Raw genomic sequence first — 15,427 nt, 5'->3', positions numbered from 1 at the left:
CCGAGCAGCGTGGGAGAACAGGGAGATCGGCTCGTCCTCACCGGCCTTCCCGGGATGCGCGGGAGAGTCATCCCGGGCTCCAACCGGCCGGTGAGGACGGCAGGCGGGTTGGAGTCGGGTAGTCGGTGGCCTGGCTCCAGCCCGCCCTCGGTGGTGTCCGGCCGGAGCCGGCGAGGTGTACCGAGCGCCGGCGCGGACACGGAGCTTGGGTCCAACTCCCTTGTACGGGACAAGGGTAGAACCTGCGGTCCCGTGATCGGAAGCCAAGAATCCGACCGCCGCCCGCACGGCAGACCCTCCCTCGGCGGGAGACGTGCGACTGGAACGCCGGGATACGGCTCACATCCTCACGGTCACCACGTCCGGGGGCGGGCACAGAAGCGGAGTTGACGGACTGTCACCGGCACATGAGAAGTGGGGGCGGCCGAAGCTGCTCCGGCCGTCCCCACTCCCGGGGTGGTGCTGAGAGGTCAGGCACGCGGGTTCTGGTAGTAGCCGCCGACCTGCTCGTGATAGCCGACGTCCCCGATGTGCTTGTCCTTGTCGAACTCGGGGGACTCCTTGATCTGGTCCTTGGTGAGGGCGACGTAGATCTTCCGCTCGTCCTGGTCGACCCGCTCGACGGTTCCGGCCGGCAGCAGAACGTGCTTGCCGAAGATCCATACGCCGGTGTCGACGACGAGGTACGCGGAGCCCACGTCGTCCGAGTGCTTGTCGACCTTTCCGATACCGCCGTCGATCGCCTCGACCTTGAACCCGGTCAGATCGGTGCCCGCGATGTGGCCGGTGGTCGGCTGGTAGCCCCAGATGCTGTCACTCATGAATCGGCTCCCTCATCGAGATTCATCGTTACTCCACGGTCGGACCATGGAGTCTCTTCAGGTGTCATCGAATTCGGTGACCTTCCCTCAGAACGCCGAGTGCCCTTCCTGCCGGAGCTCACACACGCGCTCCATCCGTGATGCGCGACGGATCCGCCAGGCCCCCGGCGAGTGGCGTCGAGTCCAGACAGCGAACTGCCGTGAGCTCGCCTCGTCGGGTCGTCGACGCGTGGCCGCCGCCCGCACCCGCGGTGCGCGGGCGCGGCGCCGTTCCGCCGTCGTCGGTGAGTTCCGGCAGGCGTGGCAGGCCAGGGACGTGGATGCCCTGGTGCGACTCCTCGACCCCTCGGTCGTCGCCGTCGCCGCCGCCGTCGTCGCCGACGGTGGCGGTCGCGCGATGGCCTCGCCGGAGCCGGTCCAAGGCCCCCTTCGGGTCGCGGAGTTCCTGGTTCACCTGGCGGGTCTTGCCGGCCGGCTCGACCTCCTTGAACGGACCGTCAACGGCCAGCCGGGACTCGTCGCGGTGAACGGCGGTCAGGTGATGACGGTGTACGCGTTCGACATCGACGAGTCCCGCATCCGGTGCATCTGGGCGATGCGCAACCCGGACAAGCCGCGGTCATGGAGCAGTTGAGGGGCGCGTCGGCCTCGGGCCTGACAACTCCCGCCCCAAGGCCGTCGATCGGTCGGGCCGTCGGCGCGTTTGATGCCGTGCTCGAACCGGCCGGACCAAGATCTCGGAAGGGAAGCACCGATGTCGTTCAACTCCCACACCCTGCACCTGACCACTCGCGGTACGCACGAGGCATCCGCCTGGTACCAACGGGCCTTCGGTGCCGCAGAGTTCACCAGGCTGGTGGTACCCGGCGGCCGGCTGATCCACGTCCAGATCCGCATCGGGACGCTCACCCTGATGCCGGCCGACGAGTTCCCTGAGATGGAGTCCTTCGGGCCGGGGCACTTCGGCGGCACCTATGGTGCCATCTACCTGCATGTCGACGACGTCGATGACACTTGGCAGCGGGCCGTCGGTGCCGGCGCCACCGTGATTCGCTCCTTGAACGACACCTTCTGGGGCGAGCGAGAAGGCCGACTGCTCGACCCCTTCGGCCATCCGTGGAGGCTCACGCAGCACCTGCGTGACGTCACGCTCGCCGAGCTCCAGGAGCTCATGACCGAAGCATTCTCCGGCCTCACCGCGGGCTGAACACTGTGGCGCCCCACCACACCTCGCTCACCGGCATCGCCCCGGCGCCGCAGGTCCCCTCCACCAGGCGGGCTCCTCAACGGAGGAGACGTAGCAATCGCGGGCCAGTTCGATGCCGGGCGGTTGCCGCGCGGCTCGCCGCGGGTCGCGGACCAGGGCGCGGGGGCGCACGCCGTGGCACTGTGCGGCGCGTAGCGGGAGCAGACCGATGGTGCCGGTCGCACCGACGCTGAGGACATCCGTGATGTGCTGATTCTGGGACATGCGACATGCCTGGTCCGTGAGGCGGGTCCGCCCAGCCCGCCCGTGCTTACGCATGACGTACTGGTCAGCGGTCCGCTGGAAGAAGGGGTGCGCCTCGACCTGGTTCACCGTGGGGACCACCTCGTTGTTGCTGATGAGGTCGACGAGCCGGTCGGGGTAGAAGTTCGCGACACCGATGGCCTTGATGTGTCCCTCGTGGTGCGGCGCCTCCATGGCCCGCCACTGCCCGTACACGTCGGCGAACGGCTGGTGCATCAGGTACAGGTCGAGATGGTCCAGCCCCAGCTCGCGCAGCGAGGTCTCGAAGGCGCGCCTGGTGTTCTCCTCGTCCGCCTGCTCACTCTCAGCGGCCAGAGCATGCACCTGGAGGGCACACCCTGCCTGCGCCTCGGCGTCTACACCGCCGAACCGGACTCCCCGGACCACGACGCCGTGCTCCTGCTCGACATGACGGCGCCCGGCCGGCGATGGACCCAGGGCAGGAGGCCGACCCTTTCCGGCACCCTCATTCCTGACAGCCCTGTCCCGCCGGCCGCTTCGACCGGCGATCGGGATCGGTCGCTGATGAGGCTCATGAGGCTGATGGGAGACTGGAGGTATGGACATTCGTCGCAGGAACAACGTCTCCGTCACCGGCCGTGCCGATGGACCGGTCGTGCTGTTGGCGCACGGGTTCGGCTGCGACCAGAACATGTGGCGGCTGGTGGTACCCGCGCTGGCCAGGGACCACCGGGTGGTGGTGTTCGACTACGTCGGCTCCGGAAACGCGGACTCCTCGGGCTGGACCGAACAGCGCTACAGCTCGCTGGAGGGCTACGCCGCGGATGTGCTGGAAGTCTGCGACGAGCTGGACCTGCGCGATGTGATCTTCGTGGGGCATTCGGTGAGTGCCATGGTCGGCGTACTCGCGGCGGCGAAGGCGCCGCAGCGCTTCTCCAGCCTGGTGATGGTGGCTCCCTCACCTCGCTACATCGACGAGGACGGCTACCGCGGTGGTTTCAGCGCGGACGACATCGACGAGCTGCTCGACTCGCTCGACTCGAACTATCTGGGCTGGTCCGCCGCGATGGCCCCGGTCATCATGGGCAATCCGGAGCGGCCGGAACTCGGTGACGAGCTGGCCACGTCGTTCTGCGCGACCGACCCCGCGATGGCCCGCGTCTTCGCCCGTACGACGTTCCTGTCCGACAGCCGCGCGGATCTCGGCTCGGTCACCGTGCCGACGCTGATACTGGAATGCAGGCAGGACGTGATCGCCCCGCGGGAGGTCGGCGCCTACGTCCACCAGGCGATTCCCGGCAGCCGGCTGGTCACGTTGGAGGCGACCGGGCACTGCCCGCAGCTGAGTGCCTCACAGGCCACCGCCGCGGCGATCACCGAGTTCATCGGCACCGGCGGATGATGGGTTCCGCCGGCCCGGATCAGGACCCCGAGGCGGAGAGCGAGGTGGGTGCCACGGACGCGACGTTCACGTCACTGCTGGAGGACAGTGCGGAGGAGCTGTACGAGCAGGCGCCGTGCGGCTATCTGTCGACGCTGATGGACGGCACCATCGCGAAGATCAACACCACCCTGCTGGACTGGCTGGGCCTGTCCCGTTCCCAGGTGGTGGGCCGGATGCGGTTCGCCGACCTGCTCACGGTCGGTGGCAAGCTCTACCACGAGACCCACTTCGCCCCGATGCTGCAGATGAAGGGCGAGGTCAGCGGCATCGCCCTGGACCTCAGAATCGCGGCGAAGAAGCGTATGCCGGTGCTCGTCACCTCCAAGGTCAAGACCAGCGACGACGGCGAGCCGTTGCTGATCCGCACCACCGTCTTCGACGCCCGCGAACGACGAGCCTACGAGACCGAGCTGCTGCGCGGACGCCGGGCGGCCGAGGAAGCGCATCGTCAGGCGGAGGCCGACCGCAAACGCCTCCAAGAGGCTCTCGCCGTACTCCAGCAGAGCCTTCTGCCCGCCGCGCTGCCCGAGGTTCCCGGCCTGGAGGCAGCCTCGTACTACCACACCGCCTCCCCGGACCTGCTCGGCGGAGACTTCTACGATCTCTTCCCCCTCGGCGACGGCCGGTGGGCCTTCTTCCTCGGCGACGTGTGCGGCAAGGGCCCCCAGGCGGCCGCTGTCACGTCACTGACGCGCTACACCCTGCGGGCCGCGGCCCTGCACGACCCTGACCCGGTCACCGTGCTCAGCACCCTGAACACCGTCCTGCACGAGCAGTACACCAGCGGCGAGCCACGCTACTGCACCGCCATATTCGGCTTCCTCCACCCGGCCGCCGACAAGGCCCACGTTCACTGGGCCTCCGGCGGCCACCCCTCCGCCCTGGTCCAGCACGCGGACGGCACAGCCGGATACCTGCCCACCCCCGGTGGCATGCTCGTCGGTATCCTGCCCAACGCGCCGTTCGTCACCGCCAGCACCCAACTCCTCCCCGGCGACACGCTGTTGCTCTACACCGACGGCCTGACCGAAGCCCGCCCCGGACCGAAGCGCGAACTGTACGGGGAGGACGCGCTGCGCGCCTTCACCGCAGCCCAGCCGCCCGTCGGCCCCAAGGCCCTGATCAGTGCTCTGACCGGGCTCCTCGCCGGCTTCGGCGAAGGGCTCGACGACGACACCGCTCTCCTCGCCCTCGGCGTACCCGCCCCGCTTCCCACTCCCGCGAACGATGACCTGACATGAGACGACTGACGATCACCACCCGCAACGCCGCCGTCGGCCCCATCGTGGAGATCACTGGTGACCTCGACTACGACAGCGCCCCGGACCTCCGTGAGACCGTGAAGGATCTCCCGCTGACCAGCGGCCAACTGCTCGTCCTGGACCTCGCCGGCCTCGAACACTGCGACTCCAGCGGGCTCACGGTCCTCTTGGCCGCCCGCAATCTCGCCACCGAACAAGGCGCCGACCTGGCTCTGGCCGCGATCCCCGACAACACGGCCCGCATCCTGTCCATCACCGGCCTGGACCGCGTCTTCACCATCCACCCCGACGCGTCGACGGCCGACACCAGCCGTTCCACGGCGAACTGACCCGTTCTCCGTGCCTGCGCCGGGTATGCGTACAGGCGGAATCTCGGGCGGCCGGAGGGATGTTGTCGCACTCGCCGGAAAACGGCGTGTTGGTCCTGACCGTGGATGACCATCCAGGGCCCGCGCGGTCAGGCGATCAGGCTCAGCGCGGAGGCCGTCGGCGGCCCGCAGCCGCAGGAGCGCTGGGCCAGGGTCTTTCGCTCGGTGGGGGTGTGCTCAGTGGCTGGTGAGCTCGCCGCTGAGTCTGCCGTGGAGGTCGGCGCTGTTCTCGTTCAGTCCGATGATTTCGACGGTCTTGCCGCGCTGCTTGTACTTGGTCTCGATGGTGTCGAGGGCGGCGACGGAGCATGCGTCCCAGATGTGGGCGGAGGTCAGGTCGATGATGACCTTGTCGGGGTCGTCCGCGAAGTTGAAGTGGCCGACGAGGTCGTTGGAGGAGGCGAAGAACAGTTCGCCGGTCACCGTGTACACGATGCTGGAGGCGCCGGGGTCGGTGACGGCGGTGACACGGGCGAGGTGGGCGACGCGCTTGGCGAAGACGGCCATGGCGGTGAGGGAGCCGACGACGACGCCAATGGCGAGGTTGGAGGTGGCGACCACCACGATCACGGTGATGACCATGACGCTGATCTCGCCCGCGGGCATCCGCTTGAGCGTCTTGGGCGCGATGGAGTGCCAGTCGAACGTCGCGAAGGACACCATGACCATGACGGCGACCAGGGCGGCCATCGGGATGTCGGAGACGACGGGGCCGAAGACGATGCACAGCACCATCAGGAACGAGCCCGCCAGGAAGGTGGACAGGCGAGTGCGCGCGCCCGAGACCTTCACGTTGATCATCGTCTGGCCGATCATCGCGCAGCCGCCCATGCCGCCGAAGAACCCGGTGACGATGTTGGCGACGCCCTGGCCGATGGACTCGCGGGTCTTGGAGGAGTGCGTGTCCGTGATGTCGTCGACCAGCTTCGCCGTCATCAGCGACTCCATCAGGCCGACCAGCGCCATCGCGAGCGCGTACGGGGCGATGGTGGTCAGCGTGTCCATGGTGAAGGGCACGTCCGGGAGGCCCGGTACCGGCAGCGATGAGGGGAGTGCGCCCTTGTCGCCCACGGTCGGCACGGCGATCCCGGCCGCGAGGGTGATGACGGTCAGGATGACGATGGAGACCAGCGGCGCCGGAATCACCTTCGTGACCTTCGGGAAGAACACCATCAGCGCGAGACCGGCGATGATCAGCGGATACACGGCCCACGGCACGTCGTGCATTTCCGGGACCTGCGCCATGAAGATCAAGATGGCGAGGGCGTTGACGAAGCCGACCATCACCGACCGGGGGACGAAGCGCATCAGCTTCGCGACGCCCAGCGCGCCGAGCGCGATCTGGATGACGCCGGCCAGGATGACGGTGGCGACCAGGTAGCCGAAGCCGTGCTCACGGTTGAGAGGCGCGATCACCAGGGCGACCGCGCCCGTCGCGGCGGAGATCATCGCCCGGCGGCCGCCGACGATCGAGATGGTCACGGCCATGGTGAACGAGGCGAACAAGCCGACCGCGGGATCGACACCGGCGATGATCGAGAACGAGATCGCTTCGGGGATCAGGGCCAGGGCGACGACCAGACCGGCCAGCACCTCGGTACGCCAGACCTTCGGGTCGCCCAGCCAGTCCGGGCGCAGGCCGCGCAGGCGCGCCGCGGAAGTCGATGCGGAAGATGACAAGGAGATGCGTACCTGTCGTGCTCAGGCACACCCCGCCGGCAGGCAGGGATGTGCGGGAGAACGCGGAGGAACCGGGCCGGCACCCCGCGGAACGGCCCCCAGAGTGCGGGCCGGAAGTCGAAAGGGAGACGGAGCCGGGGCGCGCGAAGGCGCGGCCGCTCGGCTCACATCGCGGGACGAAGAGTCACGGCGGGCAGGCGCCGACGATGGGCGTCATGGGCTCGCGCACGCTCTCTCCCGCAAGAATCGGTCTTTGCCGGGGGCACCATCGGCCCCGGATCGGCGGTAACGGGGCAGACGGCTCGCCCTTGGCACCGGCAACTCTACCCTAACGTTAGGGTAGAGATCGGCGCGGCCGCACGGGACGTGGCCCGTACGACGAGAAGGGCCAGGGCTACCGGCGTGGTCGACAAGCACATGCAGATCGGTGAAGTCGCCGCGCGGACGGAGCTGTCCCTGCGCACCATCCGGCACTACGAGGAGACGGGGCTGGTCGTCCCCTCCGCCCGTTCCCAGGGAGGCTTCCGTCTCTATACCGAGACGGATGTCGCCCGGCTCATGGTCATCCGCCGCATGAAGCCCCTCGGTTTCACCCTTGAGCAGATGCGCGACCTCTTGGAGGCCACCGATCGTCTGGACGGCGGCGAGGTACTGAGCGTCGAGGAGCGCGAGTCCTTGCTGGACCGGGTCCGCGGCTACGAGAGGGCCGCCACCGAGCAGGTGGAAAAGCTGCGCGTCCAACTCGCCCGTGCCGAGGACTTCGCCGCCACCCTGGGTACGCGCCTGGAGCGGAACGACCCGGCCACGTCCTGAACTCGCGCCGGCGGCCGCCCGGGGGCTTCGCCGTGATGCTTCCGAGTCCGTCAGGACGGCCAGGCCGTGCGGGCGGGTCTGCACACCGCTGTCACCAGCGGCTACACGCTGCGCCCCGCTCACCTGACGCGGCGGGGAGATCGCGTCCTGGGGTCAGTGCTGGGCGGCGAACATGGCTTCGACCGCCTTGAGCACGACGTCGGGGCGTTCCGTCGGCACCTCGTGGGAGGTGCCCTCGGCGGTGACGAGCGTTCGGTTGGGGGCCTCCTGGGCGAACGAGGCGGCAGCGTCGCGCCAGCGCCGGGCATCCTCGGGAGACCCGGCGAACGGGGTCTTCTCCGAGACCAGAACCGTTGCCGGCACCGAGTCCGGCCACGTCACCTCGTGGAATGCCTCGTGCGCCGCGGCGAAGCCCTCCGCGGTGGAGATGAGCTGGCGGTTCTCCGGCTTCTCGGGGGCCTTCTTCGCCGCGTCGACCTCCGGCTGGGTCGCGGCCACAAGACGGGGAATCTCCTCGTCCGTGAAGAACTGGGGAAGGTTGGCGTCGACCAGGACCGCACCGGAGAGCATCTCCGGGTCGTCCTTGGCGAGGTAGTTCGCGATCTCGCCGGCCTGGGAGTGGGACACCAGGGTCACGTCCTTGGTGATACCCAGCTGCTTGAGCCCGGCCGTGAGGTCGCTGACGGCACTCTCGGCCTTCCACGGGCCGGGTACCACGTCGCTCTTGCCGAGGCCGGCCCGGTCGTAGGTGATGACCGTGGCGCCGGTGGCGGCGTGGAGTTTGGGGGCTATGTCCTTCCACTGCGTGGAGTACTCGCCGCCGCCCGAGTCCAGGACGATGGTGGAGCCGCTTCCCCGGGTGACGTAGAAGGCCAGACGGTGACCGCCGTTGTCGACTATGCGCAGCTTCGCTTCGGCCGCCTTGCCGGCTCCCGGAGAGGCGGACGAGGTGGCGGACGACGACGCCGGGTGGTTGGAGGCGGAGTCGTTGTCGCCGCAGGCCGTGACGGCGCCGGCGGCCAAGGTCAGCAAGGCGAGAGACGACAGAGCACGGTACGTGGACCGACGCATGCGGGGGGTGCGGGACATGGGTGATCCTTCGGCGACTGAGGGTGCTGTTGTGCCGGTCCCATCATTCGGGGACCCGGTTGCTCACAGAATCCTGCTGGCACGCCTGTTGGTGGTGACGCTGATGCCCCTGGGCACGGTGGGGTCAGCCCCCGCATACGACACCTGCGCGGTGGGCGTCGTTCAGCTGCTGGTCACCTGGACACCGCCGCGGTTCGCTCACTCCCACCGCTTCTACGGCGAGGCGGACGTCCGCCTCCTCGCCGTCCCGCTCGACCTGTGCGCGGGGCTCGTGGACCACCCCAGCGTCTTCGCGGTGAGTCCCCTTTTGCGTGAGGCGCTCCTTGCGCTCACCGACAGGCCGGAGAGACGGCCCGGCGCGCACAGGCGACTGCTCACCGTGGTCGTCGACGAGCTCTCCGGCACCGCCGAGCAATCACTGCACCTGCCGGAATCCGGCGATGACCGGCTTCGCGCCGCCACCGCTCTTCTGCACGAGGATCCCGCCCGACCCGCCACCCTGGCCGAACTGGGTCGGACGGTCGGGGCGAGCGAGCGCACTCTGAGCCGCTTGTGCCACACAGAACTCGGCATGAGCTTCCACCGCTGGCGCACGACCCTGCGCATCCATCACGCCCTGGCTCATCTCACCGACGGCATGTCCGTCACCGACACCGCCATGGCGTGCGGCTGGTCCAACCCTTCCAGCTTCATCGACGCCTTCACCGAGGTCGTCGGCCAGACCCCCGGCCGCTACCAGGCAGACCTGCGCAACGACAAGAAGTAGCCGTTGCGCGTCTGCCGTTTCCTGCCTCCATTAGGTTGGCGGCTTTCCGGCATCCCCTGTCCCATCACCGGTGGTTCGCGGGCCCCAGCGGGTTCCACAGTGGTCTCCGTACGCCGCACCACCGGGCGGCGCCGTCGTTCGCGCCGCCGGGATGATCGGCCACCGCATCGAGCACGGAGGCTCGCACACACATGACTGAGACACGCGAAAACACGGCCGTCGTCATCGTCGGGGCCGGCGTCGCCGGCCTGACGCTCGGCAACTTCCTGCTGCGCAACGGCATCGACTGCGTCGTGCTGGAGAAGCACTCCCGCGCCTACGTCGAGCAGCGTCAGCGCGCCGGGACCATCGACACCTTCGGAGTGCGCATGTTCCGCGAGTGGGGCCTCGAAGAAGTGCTGGCCGGTGATCCCATCCCGCACAGTGAGGGCGGCTTCTACGTCGACGGAGAAGCAATGCCGATCGACGTGGACGACGACGACCACGAGAGCCTCTACTGCCCCCAGCAGGTCCTGGTCCGCAACCTCACGGACGTCTTCCTGCGTGACGGCGGTGACCTCCGCCACGAAGCCGCCGACGTGGTCCTGGACGACATCACCGGCGATCGCCCCCTTGTCCGTTACCGGGACGCCGACGGCGCGGCCAGGGTCGTCGACTGCGGCCTCATCGCCGGCTGCGACGGCTTTCACGGAGTGAGTCGGCGCAGCATCCCGGCCTCCGCGCTGACCGAGTACTCCCACGAGTACGGGTGACGCCGAGATCTTCGCCCGCGCCGTCATCCGCCAGGTCAAGGAGGGCGACCGAAGCCTCCTCGATGGCTACTCCGAGACCTGCCTTCCCCACATCTGGAACTACCAGGCGTTCGCGACCTGGATCACCGACACCATGCACAACGCCGGCTACACCGGCTATGAAGGAGAGTTCCGCAAGCAGATCGCCCGAGCCGAACTCCAGCGCCAGTTCACCTCAGACGCCGCGAACAAGCTCTTCAGCGAACTCACCGCCGGAACCAACTAGCCCACGCTCCAACAGCCACGCATCCGGCGGGCACGGTCAGGAAGCGGTCAACCCTGTGTTGCACCAAAGGGTCCAGGCCGGTCAACTTCGAGACGATCAGGCGAAGTTCCCGGCCGAGTTCGGGAAACGCGGTCCAGGCTGCCGAGTCCCTGGTGAGAACCGCCGACAGCAGATCGCCTTCGTACATGTGCCCCTCTGCCATCGGGTTCCGCCGCAGTACCTCCAGCGCCAGTGGCAGGAGGTAGGGCAGGCCTATGTCCTGCCCGATCAGCAAGCGCATGTCTTCGACGGTCAGCTCGCCGATCGGCCGACGCCGCAGGGCGAGCGCGGTAGCGACAAGACGGGTGTCGTCGGCTGACGGCGCGGGCCGGCGGTCGCCTTCAAGCTCTTCAAGGGAGCGGTCACGATGCAAGGGGAACGTCACCGATCGATTGTCCTACGACCGCCCGCGTCACCGCCTGAGCGCGGTCCGGCCCGGCCCGCCGGCCAGGGGGACGGGAGGCCTGGGCGCGGTCGGTGCGGACCGCGTCCAGGCGCGCGGTGTTCCCGACGAGGTGGTCCCACCTGCTGACTCAGGTGAGTACGGGATCCAGGAACGTGAGTACGCCCGCGTCGGCGTCGAGCCTGGCCCGGGTGCCGATGGGGAACGTCTGCTGCGGCACGCCATGGCCGATGTCCGCGCCGACGAGGACCGGGATGCCGAGGTCGCCGAGGCGGTCGTGCAGGAGTTCCTCGACGCGCTCGCGTGTGCCGCAGTCGGTGAAGGTGCCGCAGACGATGCCCGCCGCGCCGTCGAAGTATCCGGCGCGGCGCAGCTGGGTGAGGAACCGGTCGAGCCGGAAGGTCTCCTCGTCCACGTCCTCCAGCAGGAGGATGCCGCCGCGCGCGGGCAGCGAGGTGTCGGTGCCCAGGGAGCAGGCCAGCAGGGTGACCGTGCCTCCCAGGGTGACGCCCTCCGCGGTGCCGCCGACCAAGGGGCGGGAGCCGGGGAAGCGCAGCTCCTTGACGGACGCCGGGTCGGTCAGCAGCGCGGCGAGCCCGTCGAAGTCGGCGCGGCCGGGGTGGAATCCGCGGATGGCGGGCATCGGTCCGAACAGGCCCGTCCAGCCCAGCTTCACCGCCACCGCCTCCAACAGCGCGGTGACGTCGGAGAATCCGATGAGGGTGCGCGGGGTGGGGGTGCCGATGGCGTCCCAGTCGACCAGTTCCAGCGTGCGCTGGGCGCCGTATCCGCCGTTCGCGCAGAAGACGGCCGTGAACGCGGGATCGGTGAGGGCGGCTGTCAGGTCGCGGGCGCGCAGCGCGTCGTCTCCGGCGAGGTATTCGCCGGTAGCCCGCGCGGAGGCGAACACCTCGGGCTGGAGGCCGAGCCCGCGCAGCGACTCCAGGCCGGTCTCCAGGTTCTCCTGGTTGGTCGGTCCGCTGGCGGCGATGACGGCGACACGGTCACCGGGCTTGGGTGCGGCGGGGCGGATGAGCCCCTCGGAGGGCAGGGTGGGCATGTGGATCCTTGGGGAGTGAGGATGGGCGATGGCTGAGGCAAGGTCAGTGGGTTTCCAGGAACGCGGCGATGAGCGCCGCCCGTTCCAGCAGGGAGGACAGCGAGGCGTGTTCGTCCTCGCCGTGGGCGCCGGCGCCCGCAGGGCCGAGGCCGTCGACCGTCGGGATGCCGAGCGCGCCGGTGAGGTTGGTGTCGCCCGCGCCGCCGGAGGAACCGAGGGGCAGGGCCAGGCCCAGGGTGGCGGCGAGCGTGGTGAGTTCGGCCGCCAGGGGGTTGGCCGGGTCCATCGCCCAGGCCGGGCGGTGGGACAGGGTCTCGGCGGACAGGGTGGCCCGCTGTCGCACCGGCGTCGGTTCCAACAGGGCGGACAGCAGGGCCCGTTCGGTCTCGGCGGTGGCATAGCGCAGGCCGATCTCCGCCTCGGCGTGGTCGGCGACCACGTTGGCGCGGGTACCGCCGGTGATCGTGCCGACGTTCAGTGCGGCGTCGGGGAGTGCGGCGGCCGTCGCCCGCAACCCGGCCAGCTGGTCCACGAGTTCGTCGATCGCGGAGACGCCGAGCGCCGCGTCGAGGCCGGCGTGGGCGCTGACCCCGCGCACGCTCAGCCGTACCCGGGCCACCCCGCGCCGTCCGATCTTCAACGCGCCGCCGGGCAGGGGCGGTTCGAGGCCGAGCACCGCGTGGGCGCCCTCGGCGTGCCGGGCCACGAGGCGGCCGCCGTCGGGGCTGCCGATCTCCTCGTCGTTGACCACGACGAGACGTACGGGACGTCTGGGCGTGGTGCCCGTACGGGACAGCAGGTCCATGGCCAGTTCGACGGCGACCAGGGAGCCCTTCATGTCGAAGACCCCGGGGCCGGTGACCGTGTCGCCGTCCTCGGCGAGCGTGAAGGGGCGCCGGGCGATCGTCCCGGCCGGGAAGACGGTGTCGCTGTGGGCCACGAGCAGCGTATGTCCGGCGCCGGGGCCGTCGTCCGCCGTCCCGCGCCCGTTCCAGTACGCCACCAGGTGGTCGCCGCCCGGTCCCGGAGGCCGTTCGACGCGGTCGGCGGTGGGGGCGAGGCCCGCGGCGAGTTCCTCGCCGAACACGGCCGCACGGTCCGCGTCGCCGGACGGGGTTTCCAACGTGACCAGGTGTTCCCAGCGTTCCAGCACCGTGTCGCCGAACGTGCGCGCCAGGGTGAGGAGTTCGGCGGGCTCAGCCATAGCAGTTCTCCACGGCCGAGGTGACGACCCGGGTCAGGGCGCGGAAGCAGCGGATCGCCTCGTACATGGTCGGCAGGGTGAACCGCACGGTCAGCGGGTCGGTCTGGACGACGCCGGGGATGTAGCTTGCGGCGGGCGCCAGTTGAGCGGCGTCGAAGGACACCTCGTAGGTGTAGCCCTCGGTGGGCGGGGTCGCGGGCCGGGAGGAGGCGGGCAGGGCCGCGAGGCCTTCGCGGGCGGCCTCGGTGATCCGGGCGGCGCTCACCTCGGGCGGCAGGCAGATCGCGGAGTAGCGGTCCACGCAGGTCTTGACCACGGCGTGGGCGGCGTGCGGCGCCCATCCGCGGGCGTCCTCGCAGCACAGGTCGTCGCCGGTGACCAGGACCACCGGGACGCCGTACTCGTCGGCGAGCAGCGCGTTCATCCGGCCCTCGGAGGCCGGCTCGCCGTTGATCCGCACCGCGGTGATGGTGTTGGGCAGATAGGTGTGGGCGAGCACGCCCGGCTGACCGGCGCCGGTGTGGTAACCGACGAAGGCGACCGCGTCGGGGGAGCGGTCGACGCCCTCCATCATGCCGAGCGGCTTGTGCGTGCCGATCAGCAGCGTGGCCCGCTTGTCGAGCCGGTCGAGGAGCAGGTTGCGCTGGTCGGCGTGGGCCTCGTTGACGAGGATCTCGGTGGCGCCGGCCGCGGCGAAACCGGCGATCGCGGCGTTGACGTCGGCGGTGAGGAACTGCCGGTTGTACTCCCAGCGGGCGTGGCCGGGCTCGCAGTCGTCGGGGAAGGTGACGCCGGTGACGCCCTCCATGTCGGCGGAGATCAGGACTTTCATGCTGCTTTCCCCTCAGGGGTGGTGAACTGGGCGCGGGGACGGATGGTCCAGGTGCGCATGGTGTGGCGGCCGAGTTGGTCGAGGTCCACGTCGAGGCCGATGCCGGGCCGGGAGCGCGGCACGGCGACCATGCCGTCCACGGCGCGGATCGGCGGCGTGACGATGTCCCGCCGGTAGTACTTGTCGGAGCCGGAGACGTCCGAGGGCAGGGTGAAGCCGGGAAGCCCGGCGAGGGCCAGGTTGGCGGCCCGGCCGATGCCGAACTCGTGCATCCCGCCGCACCACACCGGCACCCCGGCGTCCAGGCACAGGTCGTGCACCGTCTTCGACGGGCCGAGGCCGCCGAGCCGGGACACCTTGATGTTGACGACGTCGGCCGCGCCCAGGTGCAGCGCGGTGCGCAGCACGTCCGGGGTGGTGACCGACTCGTCCAGGCACACCGGGGTGTCCAGACGGGCGGCGAGCCGGGCGTGGGAGAGCAGGTCGGAGGCGGCGTACGGCTGCTCGATCATCAGCAGGCCGCGGCCGTCCAACTCCGCGAGCACGGACTCCTGTTCGGGCCGGTAGGCGGTGTTGGCGTCCACCTGGAGGGCGACGCCGGGGAAGGCGTCCTGGACGGCGCGGACCGGTTCGAGGTCCCAGCCGGGGCGGATCTTCAGTTTGACGCGGCGGTAGCCGTCGGCGACGTGCCGGGAGACCTGCGCGAGCAGCGCGTCGATCGTCGGCTCGATGCCGAGGCTGACCCCGGCGGGCACCGCGTCGGCGGCGGCGCCGAGCAGGTCGGCCAGGGGCTCGCCGCGCCGCTGCCCGTACAGGTCCCAGCAGGCCATGTCGAGGCCGGCGCGGGCGAAGTGGTTGCCGCTCACCTTGGCGGTGAGCCGGGCCGCGTCCTCGGGGTGGTCCCAGGGCCGGCCGAGCAGCATCGGGGCGAGGTACTCGCCCAGTACCTGCCAGCAGCTCCAGGTGGACTCGTCGCAGTAGTACGGGTCGGTCGGCGAGGCGCACTCGCCCCAGCCGACGCTGCCGTCCTCGGCGGTCGCGCGGACGACGATGTGTTCCAGGTACGACTTGCGGTGCGAACTGGTCTCGAAGGAGTGGACGAGTTCGAGCCGGACCAGCGCCAGCTCGATCTCGGCAAGGGTGACGGTCATGTGGGGT

General features: G+C 69.8%; 16 protein-coding genes and 1 pseudogene. 8 read left to right on the top strand and 9 right to left on the bottom strand.

The window, feature by feature from the left end; genetic code table 11:
- Positions 1-470 precede the first annotated feature (470 nt).
- Positions 471-821: a PRC-barrel domain-containing protein gene (locus tag ACF07B_RS37080; protein ID WP_392182152.1), complete on the bottom strand. Its 351-nt coding sequence runs from the start codon at positions 819-821 to the stop codon at positions 471-473.
- A 229-nt stretch (positions 822-1,050) separates the two neighbouring features.
- Here ACF07B_RS37080 and ACF07B_RS37075 point away from each other — a divergent pair, with 229 nt between their 5' ends.
- Both ACF07B_RS37075 and ACF07B_RS37070 read left to right on the top strand, forming a co-directional pair.
- Positions 1,051-1,455: a hypothetical protein gene (locus ACF07B_RS37075; protein WP_392182151.1), complete on the top strand. Its 405-nt coding sequence runs from the start codon at positions 1,051-1,053 to the stop codon at positions 1,453-1,455.
- 120 nt (positions 1,456-1,575) lie between these two features.
- Positions 1,576-2,028 (top strand): VOC family protein, encoded by a 453-nt coding sequence (locus ACF07B_RS37070; RefSeq protein ID WP_392182150.1) that lies wholly within the window; start codon positions 1,576-1,578, stop codon positions 2,026-2,028.
- 27 nt (positions 2,029-2,055) lie between these two features.
- Here the strand turns inward: ACF07B_RS37070 and ACF07B_RS37065 are convergent, their stop codons facing one another.
- A complete protein-coding gene (locus tag ACF07B_RS37065) occupies positions 2,056-2,718 on the bottom strand; it encodes an aldo/keto reductase (RefSeq protein WP_392182149.1) in 663 nt (220 codons plus the stop codon).
- Between the two features lie 172 nt (positions 2,719-2,890).
- Here ACF07B_RS37065 and ACF07B_RS37060 point away from each other — a divergent pair, with 172 nt between their 5' ends.
- The 3 genes from ACF07B_RS37060 to ACF07B_RS37050 are packed head-to-tail and all read left to right on the top strand — an operon-like array spanning position 2,891 to position 5,327.
- Complete coding sequence (locus ACF07B_RS37060; protein WP_392182148.1) at positions 2,891-3,694, top strand: alpha/beta fold hydrolase; 804 nt, start codon at positions 2,891-2,893, stop codon at positions 3,692-3,694.
- The gene (locus ACF07B_RS37055) at positions 3,691-4,977 is read left to right on the top strand and encodes a SpoIIE family protein phosphatase (protein WP_392182147.1); all 1,287 of its coding nucleotides are present in this window, start codon (positions 3,691-3,693) and stop codon (positions 4,975-4,977) included. Before ACF07B_RS37060 ends, ACF07B_RS37055 begins: the two co-directional genes overlap by 4 nt.
- On the top strand, positions 4,974-5,327 hold the full coding sequence (locus tag ACF07B_RS37050) for an STAS domain-containing protein (protein ID WP_369481882.1): 354 nt from the start codon (positions 4,974-4,976) through the stop codon (positions 5,325-5,327). Before ACF07B_RS37055 ends, ACF07B_RS37050 begins: the two co-directional genes overlap by 4 nt.
- Positions 5,328-5,543: 216 nt before the next feature.
- Here the strand turns inward: ACF07B_RS37050 and ACF07B_RS37045 are convergent, their stop codons facing one another.
- Positions 5,544-7,046: a SulP family inorganic anion transporter gene (locus ACF07B_RS37045; protein WP_392182146.1), complete on the bottom strand. Its 1,503-nt coding sequence runs from the start codon at positions 7,044-7,046 to the stop codon at positions 5,544-5,546.
- Between the two features lie 417 nt (positions 7,047-7,463).
- Between ACF07B_RS37045 and ACF07B_RS37040 the strand changes: the two genes are divergently transcribed.
- The gene (locus ACF07B_RS37040; protein ID WP_392182177.1) at positions 7,464-7,859 is read left to right on the top strand and encodes a MerR family transcriptional regulator; all 396 of its coding nucleotides are present in this window, start codon (positions 7,464-7,466) and stop codon (positions 7,857-7,859) included.
- A gap of 153 nt (positions 7,860-8,012) precedes the next feature.
- Here the strand turns inward: ACF07B_RS37040 and ACF07B_RS37035 are convergent, their stop codons facing one another.
- Entirely contained in the window at positions 8,013-8,948 is a 936-nt protein-coding gene (locus tag ACF07B_RS37035; RefSeq protein ID WP_392182145.1) for an alpha/beta fold hydrolase, read from the bottom strand.
- On the opposite strand from ACF07B_RS37035, the gene ACF07B_RS37030 reads away from it, so the two are divergent.
- Together ACF07B_RS37030 and ACF07B_RS37025 are read left to right on the top strand one after the other, a co-directional pair.
- Positions 8,947-9,714 (top strand): helix-turn-helix domain-containing protein, encoded by a 768-nt coding sequence (locus ACF07B_RS37030; protein WP_392182144.1) that lies wholly within the window; start codon positions 8,947-8,949, stop codon positions 9,712-9,714. The two genes, ACF07B_RS37035 and ACF07B_RS37030, sit on opposite strands and share 2 nt — an antisense overlap.
- Positions 9,715-9,905: 191 nt before the next feature.
- Positions 9,906-10,731, top strand: a pseudogene (locus tag ACF07B_RS37025) (FAD-dependent monooxygenase).
- On the opposite strand, the gene ACF07B_RS37020 reads toward ACF07B_RS37025, so the two are convergent.
- The 5 genes from ACF07B_RS37020 to menC form a co-directional block, all read right to left on the bottom strand.
- Positions 10,712-11,155 carry a contact-dependent growth inhibition system immunity protein gene (locus ACF07B_RS37020; protein ID WP_392182143.1) on the bottom strand — a complete coding sequence of 148 codons (444 nt, stop codon included), beginning with the start codon at positions 11,153-11,155 and terminating at the stop codon, positions 10,712-10,714. The pseudogene ACF07B_RS37025 and the gene ACF07B_RS37020 overlap by 20 nt on opposite strands.
- A 148-nt stretch (positions 11,156-11,303) precedes the next feature.
- The gene (locus tag ACF07B_RS37015) at positions 11,304-12,233 is read right to left on the bottom strand and encodes an LD-carboxypeptidase (protein WP_392182142.1); all 930 of its coding nucleotides are present in this window, start codon (positions 12,231-12,233) and stop codon (positions 11,304-11,306) included.
- Positions 12,234-12,276: 43 nt separating this feature from the next.
- Positions 12,277-13,437: a M20/M25/M40 family metallo-hydrolase gene (locus ACF07B_RS37010; RefSeq protein ID WP_392182141.1), complete on the bottom strand. Its 1,161-nt coding sequence runs from the start codon at positions 13,435-13,437 to the stop codon at positions 12,277-12,279.
- On the bottom strand, positions 13,430-14,269 hold the full coding sequence (locus ACF07B_RS37005) for a M55 family metallopeptidase (protein WP_392182140.1): 840 nt from the start codon (positions 14,267-14,269) through the stop codon (positions 13,430-13,432). Before ACF07B_RS37005 ends, ACF07B_RS37010 begins: the two co-directional genes overlap by 8 nt.
- Positions 14,266-15,420, bottom strand: coding sequence for an o-succinylbenzoate synthase (menC, locus tag ACF07B_RS37000; protein ID WP_392182139.1), 1,155 nt, complete (start codon positions 15,418-15,420; stop codon positions 14,266-14,268). The genes ACF07B_RS37005 and menC overlap by 4 nt, the downstream gene beginning before the upstream one ends.
- Positions 15,421-15,427 lie beyond the last annotated feature (7 nt).

Origin of the sequence: Streptomyces sp. NPDC015532, from assembly GCF_043078065.1 — a bacterium.
Lineage (GTDB): Bacteria > Actinomycetota > Actinomycetes > Streptomycetales > Streptomycetaceae > Streptomyces.
Note: the sequence above shows the minus strand (reverse complement) of the source record. Positions and strands in the feature narration are given on the sequence as shown.

Excerpts from the sequence above, each read along its gene's own strand:
- ACF07B_RS37080 (WP_392182152.1), bottom strand. The coding sequence starts at position 821 with ATGAGTGACAGCATCTGGGGCTACCAGCCGACCACCGGCCACATCGCG.
- ACF07B_RS37070 (WP_392182150.1), top strand. The coding sequence starts at position 1,576 with ATGTCGTTCAACTCCCACACCCTGCACCTGACCACTCGCGGTACGCAC.
- ACF07B_RS37060 (WP_392182148.1), top strand. The coding sequence starts at position 2,891 with ATGGACATTCGTCGCAGGAACAACGTCTCCGTCACCGGCCGTGCCGAT.
- ACF07B_RS37055 (WP_392182147.1), top strand. The coding sequence starts at position 3,691 with ATGATGGGTTCCGCCGGCCCGGATCAGGACCCCGAGGCGGAGAGCGAG.
- ACF07B_RS37050 (WP_369481882.1), top strand. The coding sequence starts at position 4,974 with ATGAGACGACTGACGATCACCACCCGCAACGCCGCCGTCGGCCCCATC.
- ACF07B_RS37040 (WP_392182177.1), top strand. The coding sequence starts at position 7,464 with ATGCAGATCGGTGAAGTCGCCGCGCGGACGGAGCTGTCCCTGCGCACC.
- ACF07B_RS37030 (WP_392182144.1), top strand. The coding sequence starts at position 8,947 with ATGGGTGATCCTTCGGCGACTGAGGGTGCTGTTGTGCCGGTCCCATCA.
- ACF07B_RS37035 (WP_392182145.1), bottom strand. The coding sequence starts at position 8,948 with ATGTCCCGCACCCCCCGCATGCGTCGGTCCACGTACCGTGCTCTGTCG.
- ACF07B_RS37015 (WP_392182142.1), bottom strand. The coding sequence starts at position 12,233 with ATGCCCACCCTGCCCTCCGAGGGGCTCATCCGCCCCGCCGCACCCAAG.
- ACF07B_RS37010 (WP_392182141.1), bottom strand. The coding sequence starts at position 13,437 with ATGGCTGAGCCCGCCGAACTCCTCACCCTGGCGCGCACGTTCGGCGAC.
- ACF07B_RS37005 (WP_392182140.1), bottom strand. The coding sequence starts at position 14,269 with ATGAAAGTCCTGATCTCCGCCGACATGGAGGGCGTCACCGGCGTCACC.
- menC (WP_392182139.1), bottom strand. The coding sequence starts at position 15,420 with ATGACCGTCACCCTTGCCGAGATCGAGCTGGCGCTGGTCCGGCTCGAA.